Annotated in this window: 18 protein-coding genes; 5 read left to right on the top strand and 13 right to left on the bottom strand. The window is 61.9% G+C overall.

What is annotated here, in order from left to right:
- Window positions 1–452: 452 nt before the first annotated feature.
- The 5 genes from JQS30_RS14705 to JQS30_RS14685 form a co-directional block, all read right to left on the bottom strand.
- Window positions 453–1,361, bottom strand: coding sequence for an RpnC/YadD family protein (locus JQS30_RS14705; RefSeq protein WP_213170993.1), 909 nt, complete (start codon window positions 1,359–1,361; stop codon window positions 453–455).
- Between the two features lie 115 nt (window positions 1,362–1,476).
- On the bottom strand, window positions 1,477–2,430 hold the full coding sequence (locus JQS30_RS14700; protein WP_213170992.1) for a tetratricopeptide repeat protein: 954 nt from the start codon (window positions 2,428–2,430) through the stop codon (window positions 1,477–1,479).
- Window positions 2,431–2,458: 28 nt separating this feature from the next.
- Complete coding sequence (gene ispF, locus JQS30_RS14695; protein WP_343076225.1) at window positions 2,459–2,914, bottom strand: 2-C-methyl-D-erythritol 2,4-cyclodiphosphate synthase; 456 nt, start codon at window positions 2,912–2,914, stop codon at window positions 2,459–2,461.
- Between the two features lie 107 nt (window positions 2,915–3,021).
- Window positions 3,022–3,744, bottom strand: coding sequence for a 2-C-methyl-D-erythritol 4-phosphate cytidylyltransferase (ispD, locus tag JQS30_RS14690; RefSeq protein WP_425498878.1), 723 nt, complete (start codon window positions 3,742–3,744; stop codon window positions 3,022–3,024).
- A gap of 167 nt (window positions 3,745–3,911) precedes the next feature.
- Window positions 3,912–4,409 carry a CarD family transcriptional regulator gene (locus JQS30_RS14685; RefSeq protein ID WP_213170989.1) on the bottom strand — a complete coding sequence of 166 codons (498 nt, stop codon included), beginning with the start codon at window positions 4,407–4,409 and terminating at the stop codon, window positions 3,912–3,914.
- 469 nt (window positions 4,410–4,878) lie between these two features.
- Here JQS30_RS14685 and JQS30_RS14680 point away from each other — a divergent pair, with 469 nt between their 5' ends.
- Entirely contained in the window at window positions 4,879–5,646 is a 768-nt protein-coding gene (locus tag JQS30_RS14680) for a hypothetical protein (protein WP_213170988.1), read from the top strand.
- A 130-nt stretch (window positions 5,647–5,776) separates the two neighbouring features.
- On the opposite strand, the gene JQS30_RS14675 is transcribed toward JQS30_RS14680, so the two are convergent.
- Window positions 5,777–6,457 carry an exonuclease domain-containing protein gene (locus JQS30_RS14675; RefSeq protein WP_213170987.1) on the bottom strand — a complete coding sequence of 227 codons (681 nt, stop codon included), beginning with the start codon at window positions 6,455–6,457 and terminating at the stop codon, window positions 5,777–5,779.
- Window positions 6,458–7,042: 585 nt separating this feature from the next.
- Between JQS30_RS14675 and JQS30_RS14670 the strand changes: the two genes are divergently transcribed.
- Complete coding sequence (locus JQS30_RS14670) at window positions 7,043–8,497, top strand: alanine/glycine:cation symporter family protein (RefSeq protein WP_213170986.1); 1,455 nt, start codon at window positions 7,043–7,045, stop codon at window positions 8,495–8,497.
- A 64-nt stretch (window positions 8,498–8,561) separates the two neighbouring features.
- Here JQS30_RS14670 and JQS30_RS14665 read toward each other — a convergent pair whose 3' ends face one another.
- The 5 genes from JQS30_RS14665 to JQS30_RS14645 all read right to left on the bottom strand — a co-directional run bounded on the left by JQS30_RS14665 (window position 8,562) and on the right by JQS30_RS14645 (window position 12,559).
- Complete coding sequence (locus JQS30_RS14665) at window positions 8,562–9,455, bottom strand: arylamine N-acetyltransferase family protein (protein ID WP_213170985.1); 894 nt, start codon at window positions 9,453–9,455, stop codon at window positions 8,562–8,564.
- 127 nt (window positions 9,456–9,582) lie between these two features.
- Window positions 9,583–10,038, bottom strand: a complete 456-nt coding sequence (locus tag JQS30_RS14660) for a hypothetical protein (protein WP_213170984.1) — start codon at window positions 10,036–10,038, stop codon at window positions 9,583–9,585.
- 13 nt (window positions 10,039–10,051) lie between these two features.
- Window positions 10,052–11,137 (bottom strand): sulfite exporter TauE/SafE family protein, encoded by a 1,086-nt coding sequence (locus tag JQS30_RS14655; protein ID WP_213170983.1) that lies wholly within the window; start codon window positions 11,135–11,137, stop codon window positions 10,052–10,054.
- A 170-nt stretch (window positions 11,138–11,307) separates the two neighbouring features.
- Window positions 11,308–11,772, bottom strand: a complete 465-nt coding sequence (locus tag JQS30_RS14650; protein WP_213170982.1) for an RrF2 family transcriptional regulator — start codon at window positions 11,770–11,772, stop codon at window positions 11,308–11,310.
- Window positions 11,773–11,887: 115 nt separating this feature from the next.
- Window positions 11,888–12,559 carry a FadR/GntR family transcriptional regulator gene (locus tag JQS30_RS14645; RefSeq protein ID WP_213170981.1) on the bottom strand — a complete coding sequence of 224 codons (672 nt, stop codon included), beginning with the start codon at window positions 12,557–12,559 and terminating at the stop codon, window positions 11,888–11,890.
- A 267-nt stretch (window positions 12,560–12,826) separates the two neighbouring features.
- Between JQS30_RS14645 and JQS30_RS14640 the strand changes: the two genes are divergently transcribed.
- From JQS30_RS14640 to JQS30_RS14630, 3 genes are all read left to right on the top strand, one after another.
- Window positions 12,827–14,035 (top strand): MFS transporter, encoded by a 1,209-nt coding sequence (locus JQS30_RS14640; RefSeq protein WP_213170980.1) that lies wholly within the window; start codon window positions 12,827–12,829, stop codon window positions 14,033–14,035.
- A gap of 221 nt (window positions 14,036–14,256) precedes the next feature.
- Window positions 14,257–15,672 carry an MFS transporter gene (locus tag JQS30_RS14635; RefSeq protein ID WP_213170979.1) on the top strand — a complete coding sequence of 472 codons (1,416 nt, stop codon included), beginning with the start codon at window positions 14,257–14,259 and terminating at the stop codon, window positions 15,670–15,672.
- A 207-nt stretch (window positions 15,673–15,879) separates the two neighbouring features.
- On the top strand, window positions 15,880–17,139 hold the full coding sequence (locus tag JQS30_RS14630; protein ID WP_213170978.1) for a CynX/NimT family MFS transporter: 1,260 nt from the start codon (window positions 15,880–15,882) through the stop codon (window positions 17,137–17,139).
- Between the two features lie 71 nt (window positions 17,140–17,210).
- Here JQS30_RS14630 and JQS30_RS14625 read toward each other — a convergent pair whose 3' ends face one another.
- On the bottom strand, window positions 17,211–18,401 hold the full coding sequence (locus tag JQS30_RS14625; RefSeq protein WP_213170977.1) for a S8 family peptidase: 1,191 nt from the start codon (window positions 18,399–18,401) through the stop codon (window positions 17,211–17,213).
- Between the two features lie 988 nt (window positions 18,402–19,389).
- Window positions 19,390–20,847 carry an SDR family oxidoreductase gene (locus JQS30_RS14620; RefSeq protein WP_343076139.1) on the bottom strand — a complete coding sequence of 486 codons (1,458 nt, stop codon included), beginning with the start codon at window positions 20,845–20,847 and terminating at the stop codon, window positions 19,390–19,392.
- Between the last annotated feature and the right edge of the window lie 154 nt (window positions 20,848–21,001).

Genomic DNA, 21,001 nt, shown 5'->3' with positions numbered 1-21,001 from the left:
AGCGCGCTCACCGACAGAGACGAGTCTCCTTCGTGACAGTGATTAGCAACACTGTGGACGATGGGTCAGCGAAGTGGGAGAGCGCTGCGAGCCTCAACGCAGAGGGCGATCGTTTCGGCCCTGGCCGCTTTGATGATCAGCTCACCGAATTCTTGGAAAGGGATGCCGAGCCTGAGGTTGAGATCGGGAACTTCACAGGTCGAGGTTCGCACAAAAACACTCTCGGGGTCCTCGTCGGCTCGTCTACCTGCCTAGACTTCGCCTCCTGCGGCCTTGAATGTGCACTTTCGCATGAGCCTCGTTATAGGTCCCGGCATATCAATGGCTGCGGATGAAGCCACAGGTCGAGGCTGATGACGATCTCATGTCAGCCAATGGCCGCTTAGGTGATCGGTAGTGGGAGACAACTTCGATTTCATTGCCTACCCACCACCGCGAATGCTATGTGGAGATTAGCCGAAGATGTCGGCGGCTTCGGTGGCGTTCATGGCCTTGACTGCCCAGGAATCGAGTAGTTCGCTGTCGCGGCATTGGCTAACACGTTGCCGTTGCTCTTCGGTCACCGTGATTCCGCGCGATGCGATGAGGACGAATATCAGCTCGGCCTTGCCCTCGACTTTGCCCTCGACTTTGCCCTCGGCAATGCCTTCAGCCTTGCCGCGTGCCAGGTAGGTGTCGGCTGAGTCACCCAGCAGCGCGCGATGATAGTCGTACTTCTCCGTTTTCATCAGCCCCTCCATAACCATGCGCATCGGTTCCTTGAACGTTGCGAGCGCACATTTAGCATACTCGACTGCCTGGTCAACACTGAGTTCTCCGAATTCGTCGTTGAGGTTCTTTCCGATTTCCTCCCGCGCAGCGCTGTCGGGGTGTACCAATGCCGACAGGAAGGTGAGCAGGAGGCTGTCTGGCCCTGTGACCGGTTCGATCACCTCGGGGATGTTGTCTGGTCCCAGTACAGTTGGCGCGAAGCACATGCCGTGGTGCCCGATTGTCACTGCTTCGCGGGCTCGTTTGGCCGTGCCTCTCCCCGGACAGATCACGATGAGGTGAGTGGGGCACTTGACTCTTCTCCACAGGTTCGCCAAGTAGGCGAACCAGGTGTATTGCTTGTCGGGATCGTGGCTCATCTGCATCTCGACTATGAGCGCCGCTACAGCCCTACCCTCGTCGTCGTAGAGGACCCCGGCCCCGTCACAGTTCAGCTCGGGAGGATAGGTGGTGGTCAGCGCCTCTGAGGCAGGCTGTACCGAGGTGTAGGCCGGTAGCTCGAGGCCTAGCAGCCGAGTGACAAGAGCTGGCCCGCTCTCGGGATGGTGCCGCAGTAGAGTCAGCGGCATTTCGTGTTCGTATGTCACCATACGAGCAAAACTACGTATAAATTCTCATAATTCTCATGCGACACACTAGGTCGCAAAGGTGTACTTGAGTCGGGTTCAGGACACTTGTTGTGGCCCCGGAGCCTCGGCCACGGAGTCAGCGCTCGGAACTATCGCCCGACTGGGGTTCGCGCTTGAAATACCAGCCGATCAGCGCCGCTGCGGCGATAACCCCCATGAAAATGCGCCCGCCTGTCAACTCGTCGGGGCCCACCAGGGAGAACAGAAAGACCACACCGAAGATTGAGCCGATGCCCAATAGGATCGGCGGCAACATCGGCCCGGTGAACAGGTTGTGCCGGCCGGCCGGGCGGCGTTCTTGCCGCGGATCATGCGCCGCGCCTTGGCCAGTGCCGAGGGCATTGCCGTAGAACCGCGCCACCCCCTTCCCCAGACGTTTACCGCTGGAGGACTCAGCGACATCATCGGCCGACTGGGCAGTGCCGTCAGCCGAGACCGCGCCCCGCGAGGAGATCGTGCGTCCTTCGGCGAGGTCCTCAACCTTGGTGATGGCTTCCGGGTCAAGCCGTTGCGCGGCTGCGAGGGCCCGCTTCGACAGGTCGTCCAAGCCCAAATCGGCGGCGACCACCGCTAGCGCCAGATGCGCGCGGGGCTCATCGGGCGCAAGATGGACCGCATTCCATGCCGCGTCGATGGTGTGCTGTCCGTTCTTCACTTGGCGAGTGATGAGGGCATAGTGCACTTGATATAGCCACGAAGAGTGGTCGGTGTCTAGGATGTTGGCCGCGGCCTGCATGGCCTCGTCGCGGCGTTTGAGAGCGGCGAGGGCGTAACCACGAGTGATCATCGCGCGAGAGTGGTACGGGTCGAGCTGGAGCGCTGTTCCGGCAGAGGCCAAGGCGTTGTCGGCGTCGCCATCGGCCAGTTCGACGACGGCTTTCATCGCGTTGGCATCGGTATGGAACGGGTCGATGTGGAGCGCGGCCTCGACCTCGTGCTTGGCGTCGGGCAGCTGGCCGAGGTCATACATGAGTTCGGCGCGTTCTAGGCGCTCGGGAATCGTCAGTCCGGTGAAGTCGTCGTCAGTCATGTGGCCCAATACGCTCGCATCACGGAATCTAGCGGTACAGAAGAGCTACGGCGGTTGCCGCCAGCCCCTCGCCTCGGCCGGTGAAGCCGAGCCCGTCGGTGGTCGTGGCACTCAACCGTACCGGGGCCCCTACTGCTTGGGCCAGGATGGCTTGCGCCTCCTCGCGCCTGGTACCGATCTTGGGTCGATTGCCGATGATTTGTATGCTCACGTTCCCGATGGCCCAGCCATGGTCGCGTACGCGGCGGGCCGCTTCGGAGAGCAGGGTGACTCCGGCGGCGTTGGCCCATTCGGGTCGGGCTGTGCCGAAGTTAGACCCCAAATCGCCGATGCCAGCGGCCGAGAATAGGGCATCGCAGGCGGCATGGGCGGCGACGTCTCCATCCGAATGCCCTGAGAGGCCGAGCGTGTCGTCCCATTTGAGACCGGCGACCCAACACTCGCTGTCCGCATCGAAACGATGCACATCGGTGCCGTGGCCGATGGCGAATGGGGCGGCTTCCCCGAACGAGGCCGCTTGCGAAGGCTGGTGCGGATCGGGTCGGCCCAAGCGCGGTTGAGGGGATTCTGCCCTGTTGTCGCCCACGTGAATTAGCCTCCTTGGTTCGCGTCCCCCACTGTATCGAGTAGGTGTTGGGCCCATTCCATATCCGCCGGATGAGTGATCTTCATGGCCATATGGGAGCCGGGGACAGTTTTAACCCGGCCTCCGAGTCGTTCGATGAGGCCGGCGTCATCGGTCGCCACATCGAAGGAGGCCGCGTGTGCTCGGGCCAGAAGGTCGGCGCGACAGCCCTGCGGCGTCTGGATGGCACGCAGGTTTTCACGTTGTGGGGTGGCAGTGACGATGCCTTCGGCGTCGACGACCTTGATGGTGTCCGTTACCGCCAGTGCGGGGACGGCGGCGTCGGCTCCGGATCGGATCGCCGCGGCGACTGCTTCGAAGATGGCTGGCGGGGTGAGGGCCCGGGCCGCGTCGTGAACGAGCACGATATCGGCCCTGGGGGCCAACGCGAGGGCCTTTGCCACCGAGGCTTGGCGATTCTGCGCTCCGGTGGTGACAGTGACTAGTGGGCACCAGGAGAGCTGTTGGCGAACCTGCTCCTCCCATCCGGGTGGTGCCGCGACGATGATCGCGGACACCGAGGGTGCTGCTGCGGCACGGTCAACGGCGTGTTGAAGGAGGGTGCGTCCGCGCAGGAGTCGTAGGGCCTTGGGGAGGGTTCCTCCCAAGCGCAGGCCCTGCCCAGCGGCAGGAATGAGGACCGTGACATCACCTTGAAGTGAGTCACGGTCCTCGTCGTTTGTAGGCATCATCTTGTAGCCGATGTTCCGTAGCCGTTGTAGTGATGAACCCGGTCTTGTCGCTGTTCGTCGTACCTGGCGCAGTGTGCTCTGGCCTGGCGTTCGCTACTTTTACGCAACGGGAAACGCCGTGTGGTCAATACACGGTTATGGCGAACAGTGGCGCCGGAGTTACTCTATGCAACCGGGGCTTCAGACAGAAGTACCTTGTCCAACAGGGACTCGGCTTCGTCTTTTGTGCTGTCTTCTGCCAGCGCAATTTCCCCGACGAGGATTTCGCGAGCCTTGGTCAGCATGCGCTTTTCGCCGGCTGATAGACCGCGTTCCTTATCGCGACGCCAGAGATCGCGGACGACCTCGGCAATCTTGAGCGGGTTACCAGAGGCGAGCTTTTCCACGTTCGCCTTGTAACGCCGCGACCAGTTCGTTGGTTCTTCTGTGTGCGGAGCACGCAGTACTTCAAAGACCTCATTGAGCCCTTCGGAACCGACTACCTCGCGGACGCCAACCATTTCCACGTTCTTGGCTGGCACTTTCACCGTCAGGTCGCCTTGTTCCACTCGCAGCACTAGGTAGTCTTGTTCGACACCGCCGATGTTGCGAGTTTCGACAGCTTCAATGAGTGCGGCCCCGTGGTGGGGGTAGACAACGGTCTCGCCGACACTAAAACCCATAGGATCGAAACCCCTTTCGCTGTGTCTAGAGTAACACGTAAGCGCTCCGGATCGGGTAACCGCAGTGCATCGAATCCGCAGGTCAGCCCGTATGTGATCAATTACTCTACGGCAGGCGCGAGTATGAATCGTTCTCAGATCGCCGCATTGAGGCGTAGATTGCAGTCCCGCGACCGCGTCACGTGCGCTTTCAGTGACCGCGACCACGCGGGGTGTCCGGGTTGCCTACTAGGGGGCGAGGGCTTCTATTAGGCTATGCCTGAACTCCTCCGCGCGCGTGGAGGAAGAGACCTTGAGCCCCATTCGGCCTAGAGCCTCCGGCGACCGCATCGAATAGTTCACCGCGATGGTGTGCGAATGTGGTCGGTCGAATGAGGATTCTTGCCTTCAAGCGCGGGTTGCGACGTCATCGACGTCGCATCGTGTGCCAACGAACGAGAAAGGGTGTGCTGTGGCTACGGCAAACTCCATGACGCGGGTATCTGCAATTGCGGTAGGAGCCGTAGCGGCAATGGCCCTGTCCGCCTGCGGCGCGGGCCAGGTTACCTGGACTGACACCAAACCTCCGGCCATCGCGGGCGCGGACGCCGAAGCTGGCGAGATGTTCCTGCGTGACGTCCAGGTCGAGTACCCGGGGCTGGAGGGCTATCAGGCCGGTGACAATGCCCCCCTGCGCGTGTTCATCGCCAACCGGGGGCAGGAGAGCGACAGCCTGGTTGACGTCACCTCTCCCGACGCCGACGCCGTCACGCTCGTGACCGGTTCGGCCCCCGAGCCCGACGAAGACCCGGCCGAGGAAGACGACGCCGAAGGCGACGAGGACAACGGCACGGAGAATGGTCCCGAAGAGGGCGAGGACAACGGCACCGACAACGGTGAGCAGGAGTCAACCGAGGACGAGGCCAGTGAGGAAACAGAGACCACCGAGGCCGACAGCGTCTCCGGTGAGTCCGACTTCTCGCTGGAGATCGGCCCCTCTGGCCGTCTAGCACTCCTGGAACAGAACGAATTCTTCCTGCAAGTGGAGGGTCTCCACGAGGACTTCACCTCCGGGCAGCTGTTGACCCTCGAATTCACGTTTGCCTCGGGCGAGTCGGTGACAATGCGAGTGCCCATGGGTCAGCCCTTGGAAACCCAGAACCGCGACTGCATCGACGTGCCACGATTCCACGAAGACGAATACGAGTGCCTGTACCCCTTCGAGATCGAAGAGGAATACAACGGAGAGTCGGCCTAGGTCGTCTCTGGCCCACGCGAGCCACAAGCGGTGAGACGTTCGCGCAGCGCGCCGCGCTAAGCGCGCCAAACACGCAAGGTGGACCCCGACCGGATCGGTCGGGGTCCACCTTTGTGCTGGGAAGATCTACTCAGCGGCTTAGCGGCCAACGCCGGTCGACTGTCTCGTCGCGTCCTTTTGACCGGAAGAACGCTTCGAGGGAGGCCGCGTCTTCGGCAAACCAGCCCACTTGGGCCGCATGAAGATCAGCCGGGGCCAGGCGGGCCAGGTCAGGGAAGGTGCGGCCGATCGCGCGTGCGAGGGCCACCGCTGCCTGTGCGTCGGCTTCGGCAGTGTGCCAGTCTTGCAAGCTCACCGCGTAGTGTTCGCAGACGTTTTCCAGCTTGCGTTTGCCTCGCCGGAACCGATCTGCTTGTTTATCCAGCACTGACGGGTCAATGACCCGCAGTTGGTCCCAGGGCAGTTGAGCTAGGCCGTGGCGGTCTAGCTCATAGGAGAGCATCGTCAAGTCAAACCCAGCCCGAAACGCCACGATAGGGGTCCCGTCCTCGGCGGCCGCGTTGAGATGCTCACTGATTTCGGCTAGGGCCTTCTCTGGGGCGACGCCGTCGCGTTGGGCGATGTCGTCGGTGATGCCGTGGACGGCTGAGGCACCGGGTGGGATGGGAACGCCAGGGTTGATCAGCCACGTGCGCGCGCCCGCGTCTTGGGTCAGTGCCGCCGTCACGATGCGATCACTGTCCGTGCGCACTCCGGTCGTCTCGGTGTCGAAGCCAATCAAGGGACCCTCACACCACGTAATCTCGTTCATACTTCGCACGATACGAGATGCCCCCGACATCGCCGGTGGTTGCCCTCATTTGCGCAGTGTGGCATGAGCTCACCGAGGCGGTGAGGTGGCGGGCGTTACTCACAAAACGGTAAAGCTTTTCGGTGTCTCTTAATAATTGGCCAAAAAAGTTCTAGACTCCCGTTCAGGAATGCGTAACATCAGTCACAGTGCGCAAGTGTCCATTGCGCACGAGGCTAAAAGACGCGGTTTGTCGAGCACCGACTGCCGCGTTCGTGCTTGCGCACCCTGCTAGCGGATTTGCCGGGTATTTGTCACAACGGAGGGAACAGTCGTCGGCGTGCTGACTAATCCCACTAACCGTGGCATTGCCCACCCTTCACGCTCAGGCGCTCCGCTTTGTCCGCTGCGAACGCATGGCCCGAGGCGACCAGATCGCCCTCGGTCCGCACTAAGGAGGTCTTGCCAAGTGCCGTCTGGACAAACGCCAACTGGGGTCGTTCCTACACGTGAACGACCCCATCACTGTGCGTCTGGGCCGCTCGTGGCGACATCTCCGGGCCGCCTGGCCCACACGGCGCTACACCACCCCACTGGGAGGACCCGATGATTCTCGCCAACGCTTTTGACAATTTCGAAGACACGATAAGACCGGCTGTCGACACCACAAACAGCTTTGTTTGGGGTCCCTTCCTCATTATTCCGCTCATTCTCATCGTGGGTGTCTGGCTGACCGCGAGCCTGAGTGGAATTCAATTCCGCAAGCTCGGCTACGGGCTCTATATGGGAATCGTGAAACGTAACGAACCGGCCAGCGAAGACGGCGACATCAGCCACTATCAATCCCTTGCCATCGCGTTGGCCGCCACGGTCGGCGTCGGAAATATCGCGGGCGTTGGGTCCGCGATCGCCATTGGCGGACCCGGAGCCCTGTTCTGGATGTGGGTCAGCGGTGTCATCGGTATGGCCACCAAGTACTCCGAGGCGGTACTCGGTGTCAAGTACCGAGAAGTCAACGAAAAGGGTCTGCGCACCGGCGGCCCGATGTACTACCTATCGTCGGGTATCAAGAACAACCTCGGCAAGGTACTGGCGATTTCCTTCGCCGTCTTCGGCGTGATCGCCAGCTTCGGTATCGGCAACATGGCGCAATCCAACTCGGTGGCCGCCGCTGTCGAGGGACAGTGGGACATCGCTCCGCAGTGGACTGGCCTAGTCGTGATGGTGATCGCCGGTCTGGTCATCCTGGGCGGCATCAAGGCCATCGGCCGCTTCTCGGCGGCGCTGGTGCCGGTCATGATCGTCGGATACATTTCGGCGGCGCTGTTCGTCCTGGTGATCAATGTCGCCGACCTGCCCGCCGCCTTCGGCGCGATCTTCAGCCAAGCCTTCACCGGCTCGGCCGCCGTGGGTGGTTTCGCGGGTGCGGCGATCCTGACGGTGGTTCGACAGGGCATCGCCCGTGGCATGTTCTCCAACGAGGCGGGCCTGGGAACGGCCGGTATCTCTTCGGCCGCGGCCAAGACCGACCAGCCGGTTCGACAGGGCATGGTGGCCATGACCCAGACCTTCATCGACACGATCGTGGTCGTGACGCTGACCGGTATGGTCATCATCGTCACCGGCGCCTTGGGCATGGTCGACGGCGAAGGCGAGTCCTATGCCGCCGCCGAGCTGACTCGGGTCGCCTTTGTCGAAGGACTGTGGGGTAACGCCGGCGCTGGCATCATTGTCACGCTGGGCTTGATCGTGTTCGCTGTGTCGACGCTGGTCGGCTGGGCCTACTACGGCGAGCGTTGCCTGGAAAGACTGTTCGGCTTCAAGGCCTCGTTGGCCTATCGAGGTCTCTTCGTCGCCATGATCTATGTGGGCGCGGTGGCTAGCCTGGACCTGGTGTGGGACATCTCCGACACGTTCAACGGTCTGATGGCGCTGCCGAACCTGATCGGTCTGTTGATCCTGACGCCGGTTTTGGTCAAGGAGACGAAGAACTTCTTCGCCAACCCGGACTGGAAGATGCTTCCGTCGGACTCGATCAAGGACAAGCAGGACAACAAGTAGTAGTCACTCTTGACGAAGGTGGGCCCCGAAGCGTAGCTTCGGGGCCCACTTGTGTGGGTGGTGGTTAGTCGGCGGTGAGTTCTTCGGGCTCCATGGGCTTGACGCGGGCGATGACCTCTGAGCGCTCGGCGGCGTTGAGCTGGAGGTCGAACAAGTCGCCCATGGCGTCGGGGACTTCCTTCGGTTCTAGGGTCCTATTCTGGACCGTCCCATCTGGCCGCTTGGTCTTCAGCTGTAGGCCGGTCAGCCCGTGCTTGGCGCTTTGGCCATTGCGGGCCAAAACGTAGCTCTTTCTAAACGGTGAACGTGGGTGATGCGCGGCGATGTAGTTCGCGTCCACGTAGTCAACCCGAAAAGATGGCGCTAGGGCGAAACGGTGGATGTTGACCCAGTGCTGTTCGGTGGCGTTCCATTCGCGCATCGCCCACATCTGGAAGTCGAGTTTCTTGATCTGGTAGCGCCAGCCCGCTCCGAAGACGGCGTGATAGCCGTCGACCAGTTCCAGCGGCTCCAGTGGCCCCATGTCGCCCACGCCCACATCGGTGAACCACTCGCGTCCATCGAGATCCACCTTGATCGCGGCGTGGCCGGTGGCGCGCAACAGGGAGCTATCGGGGCTGTCCATGACGCGCGCGTTGAGACCGGTGACATTGAAGCCCAATCGCTCCAGTACTGCGGCGAAGAGCGTGTTCTGTTCGTAGCAGTAGCCGCCGCGTCTGCGTCTGACCATTTTGTCTTGAAGTCCTTCGAGGTCGAGCCGCGGCTCTAGCCCGGCCATGACGTCGAGGTTTTCGAACGGGAAGGTGACCGCGTGCGCGGTGTTGAGCGCTCGCAACGTGTCCAAGGTCGGATCGAGTGAACCTTCATAGCCGATGCGGCGCAGATAGGCTCCCAGGTCGAGCAAATGGGAGTCCCAGCCGTAGGGGCGTTCGAAGGCGCGGCGGTCGGTAGCGGTCATGGTGGTCTCCTTATCCAGCTTTTCTGCCCGTCTAAGCGGGAGAATTCGGTGTGGAGACCAGTGTCCGCACAGCGCATTGCGTTTTGCTTACGGTGTGCTGACGGTCTTGGACTCGACTACGTTCGCCTCATGAGCGACCCATGTCCTCGTACCATTCGCGGACGATGGTTTCGGCCTCGTCCAAGTGGAAGTCAAACCGCGTCCAGAACGTCTTTGAATCACTGGTGACCTTCTTGATGGTCAGCAGCTGCACCCGGAACTGCTTTTCGGGGGTAAGGTCGCCAAAGCGCTCCTCCTCACCCATCATCGCCCGAATGAGCCCCTCGATGTCCTGCCGGGAAATCGCCGGTTCACCACCGCGCTCGTCGCGCTCTAGCTGGATTGAAAATTCCTGTACGGCGTCCAGCGAGTGGTCGCGCCGAAAGTAAACGGCCAAGGCTTCGGTGAACAAAGCCGTGGCCAGCTGGTAGTAGTAGGCGCGCTCGGTTTTCTTCAAAGATTGGGCGTGTGCCTGGGTCGCTTCGGTCTCGCCGGTGGCGACCGAGGCCAGGAGCGAGCGGACGCGCGTGCGGTCGGGCGTCATAAGTGCCACATCCTTAGATCGTCGTGGAGCCGGTCTTGGTGACGTGCCTGTGGCCACTACCTTCCACCATAGGCGGATCGTCACCGTACCCGGTCTGGTTTCCGATCTCGTTGCGCCGTAGAGCCGGCGAAGGCTCGTGCGATTCCTCGGATGGCTCAGGGCCGGCGACTCTGAGCGACGGAATGGTTTCGCGCTGCCGCGGTGGCCCGGTGTCGGTCTCGTTCTCTGAGCTGTGGCCAGGGGTGAGAGCGGCCTGAACGCCCCCTACTCGCCGATGAGTCCTGATCGCGTGGGCGAGAGCGACCATCCACAGGCCGGCGATGGCCAGTAGCCCGGCCAGGGCCGCCCACGCCGGTATCGACGGACGCAGGTAGAGCAGATTGAGCGCCATGAGCGCGGCACCGGATGAGACACCGAGAACGGCCGGAGGCAGCCTGCGGACAATCCAAGCCACGAATGGGGCGACGAGCACTCCGGCCACGGTGATGCCAGCCACCAGCGGCCACACGATGCCCGCTTGCGGAAGCCTCCAAAATAGGACTATGGCGGCAGTGAACGACACCATCGTTCCGGCCGCCGCCGTCGAGCCTAGGACATGTCGTGGTTCGGCCCGGGTAGTGCTCAGCAGGACAGACACAGGGGCTGAGGCCCATCCCAGGCCGCTGGTGACACTAAAGGCTCCTCCGATGAGACCGGCGGGCGCCACCCAGCCTGACGGCGCCGGGTTGAAGGAGGGAAGCGGCCCGAAACCGAACCGGAACAGGACGATTCCTCCCAATGCGGCCAAAGCCAAGCACGTCACCGTCGAGGCGGAGTGTGAGATCGCGGCGGCAAGGGCGGCGGCGGTGATTCCAGCGGCGATACTGCCGGGGATGGCGAGTCGAGCAACGGTGGGCCAATGCACATTGCCCGCGCGTGTGTGGGCAACCGTGGCCCCCAAACCGACCCCGGCTTTGCTCAAGTGAAGGGTGGTGATGGCGACGGCGGGCGTGAGCCCCAGGCCAAACAGCGCGCAAGCCAGCATGGAATCCGCTCCGATACCCACACTGCCACCTAGCCCTTGTGCGGCGAAGGCCGCGAGCATGATGACGACGATCATGGGTGCTCCTGGACATGACTTCCTAGTGGCCAGCGTCGGCGGTTAGGAACGCAAGCCCGGTGCCCGCCCGCCAGCTTTGTGAATGCTGTGATTCGATTCTGGTCGCCGCTGCGGGCTAGGCGGAAACGAATGTGGGGCCCAACACCGTATCGGTTTGTCACGCGGTGGTCTCAGTGCGGTGACCGGCTGGTCCAGGCTTCGGGGTCGGCCAATAGTCGCGTGATCGACTCCGGCAGCTTCCCTTGGGCGACATCGGCCAGCTTGACCTCTTCGAGGATGTTGCGTTCGTTGACTCGCAGCGCCACCCACACTTGCGAGAGCGCCTCGGCGGGGCCCGAATAGTCGACGTGTTCGGGGCGCTGACCCCGCACGCCCACCAGCGGACCGTCAACGATGCGAATGACATCGGCCAAACTCACCTGAGCGGGGTTCTTCAACAAACGGTGTCCACCATCTGGCCCCCGGCGCGACTCGGCCAGTCCGCCGTGGCGCAGTTGCAGCAAGATGGATTCGAGAAACTTCAAGGGGATGTTCTGGCCTGCGGAGATGCGTTCGGCACGCGTCCAGGCCTGACCGGCATCTGCTAGACAGATGGCGGCGCGCAGTGCATAGTCGACCCGAGCTGAGAGACGCATATGCCCATTGTGACAGCCTCACCGCAGGTGGCCCACAGTCCTGCCCGCCACCTGCGGTGAGGTCACCGTCTAGATGAGACGCGCTTTGATTCGGGAGGGGGTAGAGCGGGCCCGCCTAGTTGTCTCCCATGAGTTCGTGCAGGTATCCGCTGGCTTCGTTGGCCGCGGCGACCGGGTCGCCGTCGATGATGGCTTGGACGAGACCGGTGTGATCCAGATGTGGCACTTCTTCCATCCGCTCGCCTAGCGCCGCTTCGACCGAGTCGCCGATCGCGTCGCCCAGGTGCAAGTAGAGGTCATGCAGCAATTTATTGTGGCTGGCCGCAGCGACGGCCTGGTGTAGGTGCAGGTCGGCGGCGATAAAAGCCGCACGGTCCTTGCGCTTCCAGGCGTCTTCTCGCATGTCGAGGTATTTGCGCAGTTCGACGATGTCCTCGTCGGTGCGGCGCATGGCCGCGAGGCGGCTGGACTCTATTTCCAGTCCGCGCCGCACTTCCATGGCTTCGCCGGAACGCCCTCGGGCGACCCGGCGTCGCATCGCCCCGGCCACCTCGGAGTTGCCCACCACAAAGGTGCCCGCGCCTTGGCGTATTTGGAGTAGCCCGGCGTGGGCGAGTGCCCGAACACCTTCGCGGACGGTGTTTCGTCCCACTCCCAACTGTTCAACCAGTTGGGCTTCGGTCGGAATCTTTGATCCCATCGGCCACTCGCCGCTGGAAATCTGGGCTCGCAATTGCTCGATGACCTGGTCAACCAGGGCCGATTTGCGGGCGGATCGGAGTGCCACGTTGAACACCTCTCCGGGGTCGTCTTGAGCAAGGGGTCAGTTACGGCTGAGGCAGCATGTGGCTGGACATGCTGGTGATGTGAAGGCCAGTAAAGCTAGTCTACTATTCATCCCATCATTCTATGAGCTGCTGAGTGTCGGGATCGGCCAGAATGGGGGTTGCAGGTGGCTACCACGGCAACGACAGCTTCTTCAGACGTTACCGGAATATCCCCTATTGCGGGAAAACGTCATACATCGGGTCACGGGATTCCCACATTTGCTTTCATGCTGGCGGCGGGAATCGTGCTCGCCTCGCTCAATTTGCGCACTGCGGTGACATCCGTTGGGGCGGTGATGGGGGACGTCCAGGCAGCCCTGGGCATCTCTGAGCTAATGGCGGGGGTGCTCGCCACCCTCCCCGTCCTCGCCTTCGCGGCCCTAGGCGCGATCGTCCCGGCCCTGCTGCGCCGCTGTGGTTACCGCCTCCTGATATCGGTGTCGCTGCTGCTGATGAGTGCCGGCCTGTTGGCGCGCGCCTTTGTGAGCCACATCGGGTGGTTCCTGTTGTTCAGTGCCGTCGCGCTAGCGGCGGGTGCGATCGGCAACGTGGCCATTCCTGGCGTGGTTAAGAAGCATTTCCCTGGCCATATCGGGCTCATGACCACTGCCTATTCGACGGCTCTGACGGTGGGTGCCACCTTGGGCGCGGCCTTGACCGTCCCCTTTGGTGATGTGTTGGGAGGCTGGCGCTTTGGCATTGCGGTGTGGGCGCTACCGGCGCTACTGGCTGCCATCCCGTGGCTGTTGTGGCGAGAGTCTGTGTCCACGACCGAGCAGCCGCCTGGCGAACGTTTGCGCGGGCTGTGGCGTTCCAAGCTGGCGTGGATGATGATGATCTTCTTCGGCTTGCAATCCGGGGGCGCGTTCGCCTTGTTCGGCTGGCTGGCTCAGCTGTTGCGAGACCAGGGAATTTCGCCAGCGACTGCCGGGGCCATGTTCGGGTTCTACAACGTGATCGCGATTCCGATGTTTCTGGTCATTCCCGTCCTAGCGGCTCGCCACCGCAACCAGCGCGGCATTCTGTGCGCGCTCATGTCCCTGTTCCCGCTTAGCTTGGCCGGGCTGTGGTTCGCGGGGGGCCCGAGCTGGCTGACCTGGGTGTGGGTAGGCCTGTTGGGCGTGTCAATGACGACTTTCTCGCTGATTTTGGTGCTGTTTGCCTTGCGGACTCGCACTCATGAGGGCACTGCGGCGCTGTCCGCCTTCGCCCAGTCCGGCGGGTACCTGGTGGCGGCGATCTCGCCGCTGGTCATTGGCGCCGCATATGGTGCGACTGGCTCTTGGGGCGTACCCATGTTGATTTTGCTGGCTGCGGGCCTGGGGCAGCTGCTTGCCGGTTGGTATGCCACTTCAGACCGGTTCTTGGAAGATGAGTTGGCCCACCTCAATGGGCGGACCTCGGACGTGGTTCGCCAGCGCGCCAGCCAAACGTAAACTTGAGTTAGCAAATTGTTCTGAATATTCATACAATGATTTGCGAACTGTATAAACAAGTGGCGACATAGGGGCCACATCACTAAGTTCAAGCGGTCTTTTACATCACAAATTGTCTACCGCGCCACTACTCCGGCGTTAGTCTTAACGTGCCCGCAAGATCCAATGTTTAGGCAGGATCTTCCCCGTCAGACTAAGTGAATCGGAGGTGAACCTCGGCAATGGCCTCACAAACAGTGACGCAGCAGAACTTTGACCGCACCATGACCCACCACATCCCCGAGGACGACCCCACCTCCGGTCACTCCCCGGCCCGTACCTCGTTCATCCTCTGGATGCTCGCCACCGGCATCATCCTGGCCGCGCTGAACCTCCGCACCGCTGTCACCTCGACCGGCGTCATTCTGGAAGAGATTCGGACGGGCCTAGCCATGCCCGAGGCACTCACCGGCCTGCTCACCACCTTGCCGGTGCTCGCCTTCGCCGCTTTCGGGGCCATCACCCCGGTCATGACCCGTCGGTGGGGACACCGCAGCGTCATGTCCGGCGCGCTGGTGGCCATGAGCGCCGGTTTGATACTGCGCGCCATGAGCGAGGACGCGGGCCTCTTCCTTTTCTTTAGCCTCATGTCGCTGGCCGCTGGGGCCGTCGGCAACGTGGCCCTACCCGGCATCATCAAGAAATATTTCCCGCACCGGGCCGGTTCCATCACCACCGCCTACTCCGTTTCGCTGGCCCTGGGCGGGGCACTCGCCGCGTTCTTGACCGTTCCAGCCGAACAGCTGATGGGGGATTGGCGACCGGCGCTGGCGGTGTGGGCCATTCCCTCCATGCTGGCCATTGTTCCGTGGCTGCTGTGGAACCCGCGGCCTGAGAGCGATACCGGAGCCAACCGGAACGCCCGTGGTGGCCTGCGGTTCACCTCGATATGGCGCACCCCCATTGGCAAGATGATCTTGCTCTTTTGCGCCTGTCAGTACGGAGCTTCCTACATTCTGCTTGGGTGGTTGGCGCAAGTGCTGCGTGACGCGGGGTTCAGCCCGGCCGAAGCCGGGGCGATGTTTGGGTTCTTCGTGTTTGTCACCATCCCGGTATTTCTGGCCACGCCCGCGCTGTCGTTGCGCGCCACGATGGCGCGGCGGGTCTTCTACGTAATGATCAGCTGCTACCCGATCGCGCTAGTGGCGATTCTGGCTGGTTTGACGGGGCCGGAAATGTGGCTGTGGGTGACGTTGCTGGGGATCGGCATGGGCACCTTCCCGATGACATTGACGTTTTTCAACGCCCGGGCTCGCACTCACCATGGGACGGCGGCACTGTCGGGATTCGCTCAACCCAGTGGTTATCTGCTGGCGGCGGGGGCTCCCTTTCTGGTGGGCTGGAGCTATGGGGTGACCGACGGCTGGGCCGTGCCGTTTGCGATCATCCTGCTGTTGGTGTTCGGCCAGTTGTTGACCGGTCGGTACCTCTTGCGGCCCAACTTCATTGAGGACCAAATCGCGCCTGATCGAACCGGTCCCTCAGCCGAGGTCGAAAGAATCAATCAGCACCCGGCTAGTGGGCAGAATGCCAAGACTGATGCGGTTTCGTTGGGCTCAGCGCGTGAACGCCTGGACGTTGTAGCAGCGGGGCGTTAGTGGTGGGGCTCCCGCAGAGTCCCACCTCTCTGATCTCTGTTAGCTGGGGTTTCTCCCACAGTATGGGAGCTTGTCCGGTGCCTCTAGTCACAGACGAGATCAAAATTCACAGCACAAGTGTTATTCTGTACGGCTAGGCCAAATTCATCCCATGATTCTATGAATCGATTGAGTTAGGCATACTGACTTCACGCTAAGGAGGCCCATATGGCGATCAAAGCCGCCACCAACCCCATCGCTGGGCCGCGCAACCGCACCATCCCCTTCACCGCCTGGCTGCTCATCGCCGGAATCGCCCTCGCCGCGCTCAACCTGCGTACCGCCGTCACCTCCATCGGTGCGGTCTTGGAAGAAGTGCAGACCGGGCTGGGCATGTCGCCTATTGCCGCTGGCCTCCTCACCACCTTGCCCGTCCTGGCCTTTGCCGGGTTCGGCATCACCGCCCCGGCCCTCATCCGGCGCTGGGGCCACCGCTACGTCATCTCGATCGCGTTGGTGATCATGAGTATCGGGCTCTTCGCCCGCTCGGTAGCCGAGGGCCCCGTCACCTTCCTCATCTTCAGCGCCGTCGCCCTGTCCTTCGGAGCCATCGGAAACGTCGCCATTCCTGGCGTCATCAAGAAACACTTTCCCGACCGCATCGGTGCGCTCATGATGGTCTACTCCGCAGCCCTGGCGCTGGGAACCACTGTCTCGGCGGCCGGGACCGTTCCCTTCGCCGAACTGTTCGGCTCATGGCGGCCCGCAATCGCCGTATGGGCCATTCCCGCCCTGCTGGCGATCATTCCTTGGATGTGGTGGAAAGACACCAGTGGAGGCCACGAGGACTCACCGTCGACCGCCCGCTCCGTGAGCAGCCTGTGGCGCTCGAAGCTGGCGCGCAACATGATGCTGTTCTTCGGGCTGCAATCGGCCTTCGCCTACATCATGTTCGGTTGGTTGCCGCAAATCTTGCGCGACAACGGTTTCACACCCGCCGAAGCGGGATTCCTGTTCGGCTATCTGACCTTCATGTCCGTGCCGATCTACATGGTCATCCCCATGCTCGCCTCACGTACCCGCGACCAGAGACTCTTGTATTACTTCATCATCGCCGCGTTGCCAATCGGTCTGGCCGGGCTCTGGGCCGGACCGCCCGGCTGGCTCACCCTGGTGTGGCTTACCCTCATCGTCGTCGGCATGGGATCTTTCCCGCTGTGCCTGACCCTGTTCGGGCTGCGCGCCCGCACTCACGAGGGCACCGCCGCGCTTTCGGCATTCTCACAATCGGGCGGATACCTCATCTCCGGGCTGGGACCGTTCGTCGTTGGCGTCCTCTACAGCGTTACCGGAGGATGGAACGCGCCGATGATCTTCATGTTCGCGCTTATCGTCATCTTCAGCATCGTCGGTCGACACATCGTGCGTGATATCTACGTGGAGGATGAACTCGACCGGCCTGTTGAAAAGAAGGCGGCTACCACCTAGGAGCTCTAAGGAGCGCAATAAAAGAGGGGCAGCCGCACCGACTACCCCTTACTCCTCACGGGGCGCTGTCGTTAGTCTTGGCCGACATACAGGAGGCAGTCCGGGCCGTTCGGATTCACGATCACGCCGCTGGTGCAGTTCTGGCTTAGCCAGCTGGCGATGTCCGCGGCCGAGAAACCAGGGTTGTCATGCAGCACGATCGCCCCCGCCCCAGCCACGTGCGGCGCGGCGAATGAGCCACCACTCATGGTTATCGTGTCATTGGGTCCACCGATACCCGGCCCAGTGATGTTCACTCCGGGCGCGTAAATGTCAACGCAGGGGCCCCAGTTCGACTGCGGCGGAACCGTGTCGTTGATGTTAGTCGCCGCCGCCACGTATGCGCCCTGGGCGCTAGCGGGGGAGAAGTTGCAGGCGTTGGCGTTGGAGCTGCCAGCTCCAGTCACGAAGAACACCCCTGCGGCGAAGGCCGCGTCCACCGCATTGTTGAGGGAGGTGTTCAACATGCCGCCAATGCTCGCATTGGCGATCACAGTTGAGGAAGCGTCGTTGACGATCCAGTCGATACCGTCGATGATGCCCGCGACCGAGCCCGAGCCGTGGCAATTGAGCACCCGCACGGGAATCAGGTTGGCCTCGGCGGCTACTCCATAGTGGGTGCCTCCGGCAATCCCGGCTATGAAGGTGCCGTGGCCTTGGCAGTCGTCGGTGCCGCCGCCGACAGCGTCGTATCCGGCACCGACTCGTCCTCCAAAGTCGTTGTGGCCCGCGAAGATGCCGGTATCGAGGATATAGATGTCAACCCCGGCGCCGTTGTTCAACGGATCGTATATGCCATCCAGCGGAAGGTACCGCTGGTCGATGCGATCGAGGTTCCAGCCAGGCGGAGTGGGTTTGACACCGACGGGAATGTGTACGCGAGCGTCCTGTTCGACAAACTCGACATCGGGGTGTGCCGCGAGCCGTTCGGCTTGGGCGTGAGACATCTGGGCGGCGAATCCGTCAATGACACTCCACTGAGCGGATACAGTCGCTTCATATTGGAGGGCGAGCTGATCGACACTGGTGGTGGAAAGCTCACTGTGCAAACCGACTATGTAACTGCCGGGGATCTTGTCGGGATCGTCGATGCCGAGCACTTGCGCTCGGTCCTGGGATACATCGGCGGTAGCCATCGTGGGGGCCAAGGTCATCGCGCCGATGAGGAGCGCACTGGCCGAAACCAGAGCGAGGCTGGTGCGCCGCAGAGATATTGCTGCCATGTTGGGGTCTCCAGTGTTTGCGGAGAGCCGTCGATCGGGTCGCTCTTTCGCTACGAGCTGCCTTGAGATGTGTGGCGACGACGCCATTATCGCGTCGTTCGTATCAGCAGCGTTAACCCTTTCCTTTTGGCGGTCAGTCTCGTGGCAAAAGGCGTGCCGATTCCGGTCATTCCTGGGGTCAATGGGGAAGGCTGGGCAGGGTAGCCGTTGTCCAATCATAGCAACAAATAGATGAATGTAAATGACTCATGGATGGCATGGAATCGTATGGGGCAGAGCGCATCCGTGGTCACAGGAATCATTGAGGCTCGTGAAAGAGGTGCTTTCGGTGTTCTCGTCGACTCGTCTGCCGTCGTAAACTTCGCCTCCTGCGGCCTTGAATGTGCACTTGTGCGTAAGCCTCCTTAGAGCTCCTATCAGGTTTCTCTTCCTACTGCGGTGGAGTGATGTCGCGCCTGGCCGCGTTGTCGGCCCTTGCCCATATCCGCTGGGTATGAACAAGGGCCTCCGCCTCCCCACGCACTGACAGCACACCATCCTCGCCACGGAAACAAACCTGATAGGAGCTCTTAGTTGAGATGGTCAAGCAATCGACAGGAATTCAGGCGACGTCTTTCACCTCAGTTCCAAGAGCGAACGCGCAGCAGGGTAACCCCGGGTCTCACTTAATGGGGGACCTCCTGGTCGCGGAAAGAAAAAGGTGAAGCCCGCCAACGGGAAAATTCGCCAGTTAGCCCGATTGAGAACGCTTACCCAATCGAATTAAGCCGAATATAGATACTTACCGGAGCTTTATCGACATCACCTAGCGCCGTGCGAAGCCCCGAGATGAACTAAAGCAAAGACGATGTGGCGGCCCGCTACCAAAGCCGCCACATCGTCTTTACTCCATCCAATGCGATGAGCCGTCAAACCTGACAGGAGCTCTTAATGGCTGGACGTGAAGAAAGGAACCCACAGGTCCTTGCCAGCCCCAATCCACAGGTTGTTACGGAGACTCCTCCGCCGCAGACGTGATATTGCGCAGCATCCCGCCAAAAACAATTCCATGGAAGGGCGAGACTGCCTTCCAATAGAAGTGACCACCGAAACCTCGCGGTTCGAAAATCGCGCGCTGGCGATATACGGTGTCCGCTCCCTCAGCGGTCTCCACGCTCAACTCCAACCAGGCCCGGCCCGGCAGCTTCATTTCGGCTCGCAACCGCAACAGGCGTCCACGCTCGAGACTTTCCACCCGCCACCAGTCCAGAGCCTCACCCACAGTCAGACGGTGCGGGTGCCTTCGACCTCGGCGCAACCCCACTCCGCCCACCACCCGATCTGCCCAGCCCCGCACCGACCATGCCAGGGGAAACGAATACCAACCCGACTCGCCGCCGATCGACTCGATGACCTCCCACAAGACCTGTGGGTCGGCAGTGGTCTGCCGCTGCCGCACATCTTCGTAGATCGAACCACCGGACCACTGAGGGTCTGTTGGTAGTGGATCGGAGGGGGCTTGCGGCCAGGCCGCGTCCGACCAGCGCGACGCCACGTCCAAAGCGCGGATCTTATCCAGCGCCAACCGCACCGCATCCTCATATGAGGTCAAACCGGCTTCCGGTGGTGGAATATGAGCCGACACCTCGCCTTGCCGACACACCAGCTCATGAACTAGCGACTCGATCAGGGGCACCGCGATACTGCGCGGCACCGGAGTCACCAAGTTCACCCACTGCGCTGAGAGCCACGGCGACAGCAGCGGCACGGGAACAATGATCCGTCGACGCAGGCCGGCGATGCGCGCATATCGCCGCATCATGTCTAGGTAGGAAAGCACTTCGGGGCCGCCGATGTCGAACACGTGCGACCCCCGCGCGGGGGAGACAGCGCTGGCGACCAGGTAGTGCAGCACATCGCGCACCGCGATGGGTTGGATGCGATTGTGGACCCAGCGGGGGGTAATCATCGCGGGTAGTCGTTCGGTCAGGTAGCGCAGCATCTCAAAGCTGGCCGATCCAGACCCGATGATGACGGCCGCCTGCAATACGGTGGTGGGCACACCGCTATCCACAAAGGTGCGTCCGACCTCATTACGGGAGGCCAAATGAGCGGAGAAGTCATTGCCTTCGGGCATGATGCCGCCCAAATATATGATGCGCTTGGCGTTTGCTTCCTCAGCGGCGCGGGCCACATTTCGAGCCGCTTCGCGGTCCAGTGAGACAAAGTCGGACCGATTGAGAGAATGCACGAGGTAGTAGATGACATCGCCGGGGGCCAGGACCGTGCGGATACTGTCGGCGTCGGTCACGTCGCCCTGTACCACCTCGACCAATGACGCCCACGGCGTTTCGCGCAGTTTCTCGGGGTGCCGAGCGACGACACACACGTTGTAACCATTGTGCAAGAGCTCTGGTACGAGCCGCCCGCCGATATAACCAGTTCCCCCGAACACCACGCATCGCATCCTCTTAGCGTACCGATCGCAGCAGTCCACAGGGGCCGATTGAACGGTGACGGTGCACCTGCCCCAGCTTTGGCGAGGCCCTCGGGTAACTGAGCTGTCCACCGAAATTGTGCGCATACATAAGTGGGGCCCGCCGCAGGCGGGCCCCACTGTG

The organism is Natronoglycomyces albus (genome assembly GCF_016925535.1).
Taxonomy (GTDB): domain Bacteria; phylum Actinomycetota; class Actinomycetes; order Mycobacteriales; family Micromonosporaceae; genus Natronoglycomyces; species Natronoglycomyces albus.
The sequence above is the reverse complement of the archived record's forward strand: the minus strand, read 5'-3'. Positions and strand labels throughout refer to the sequence as shown.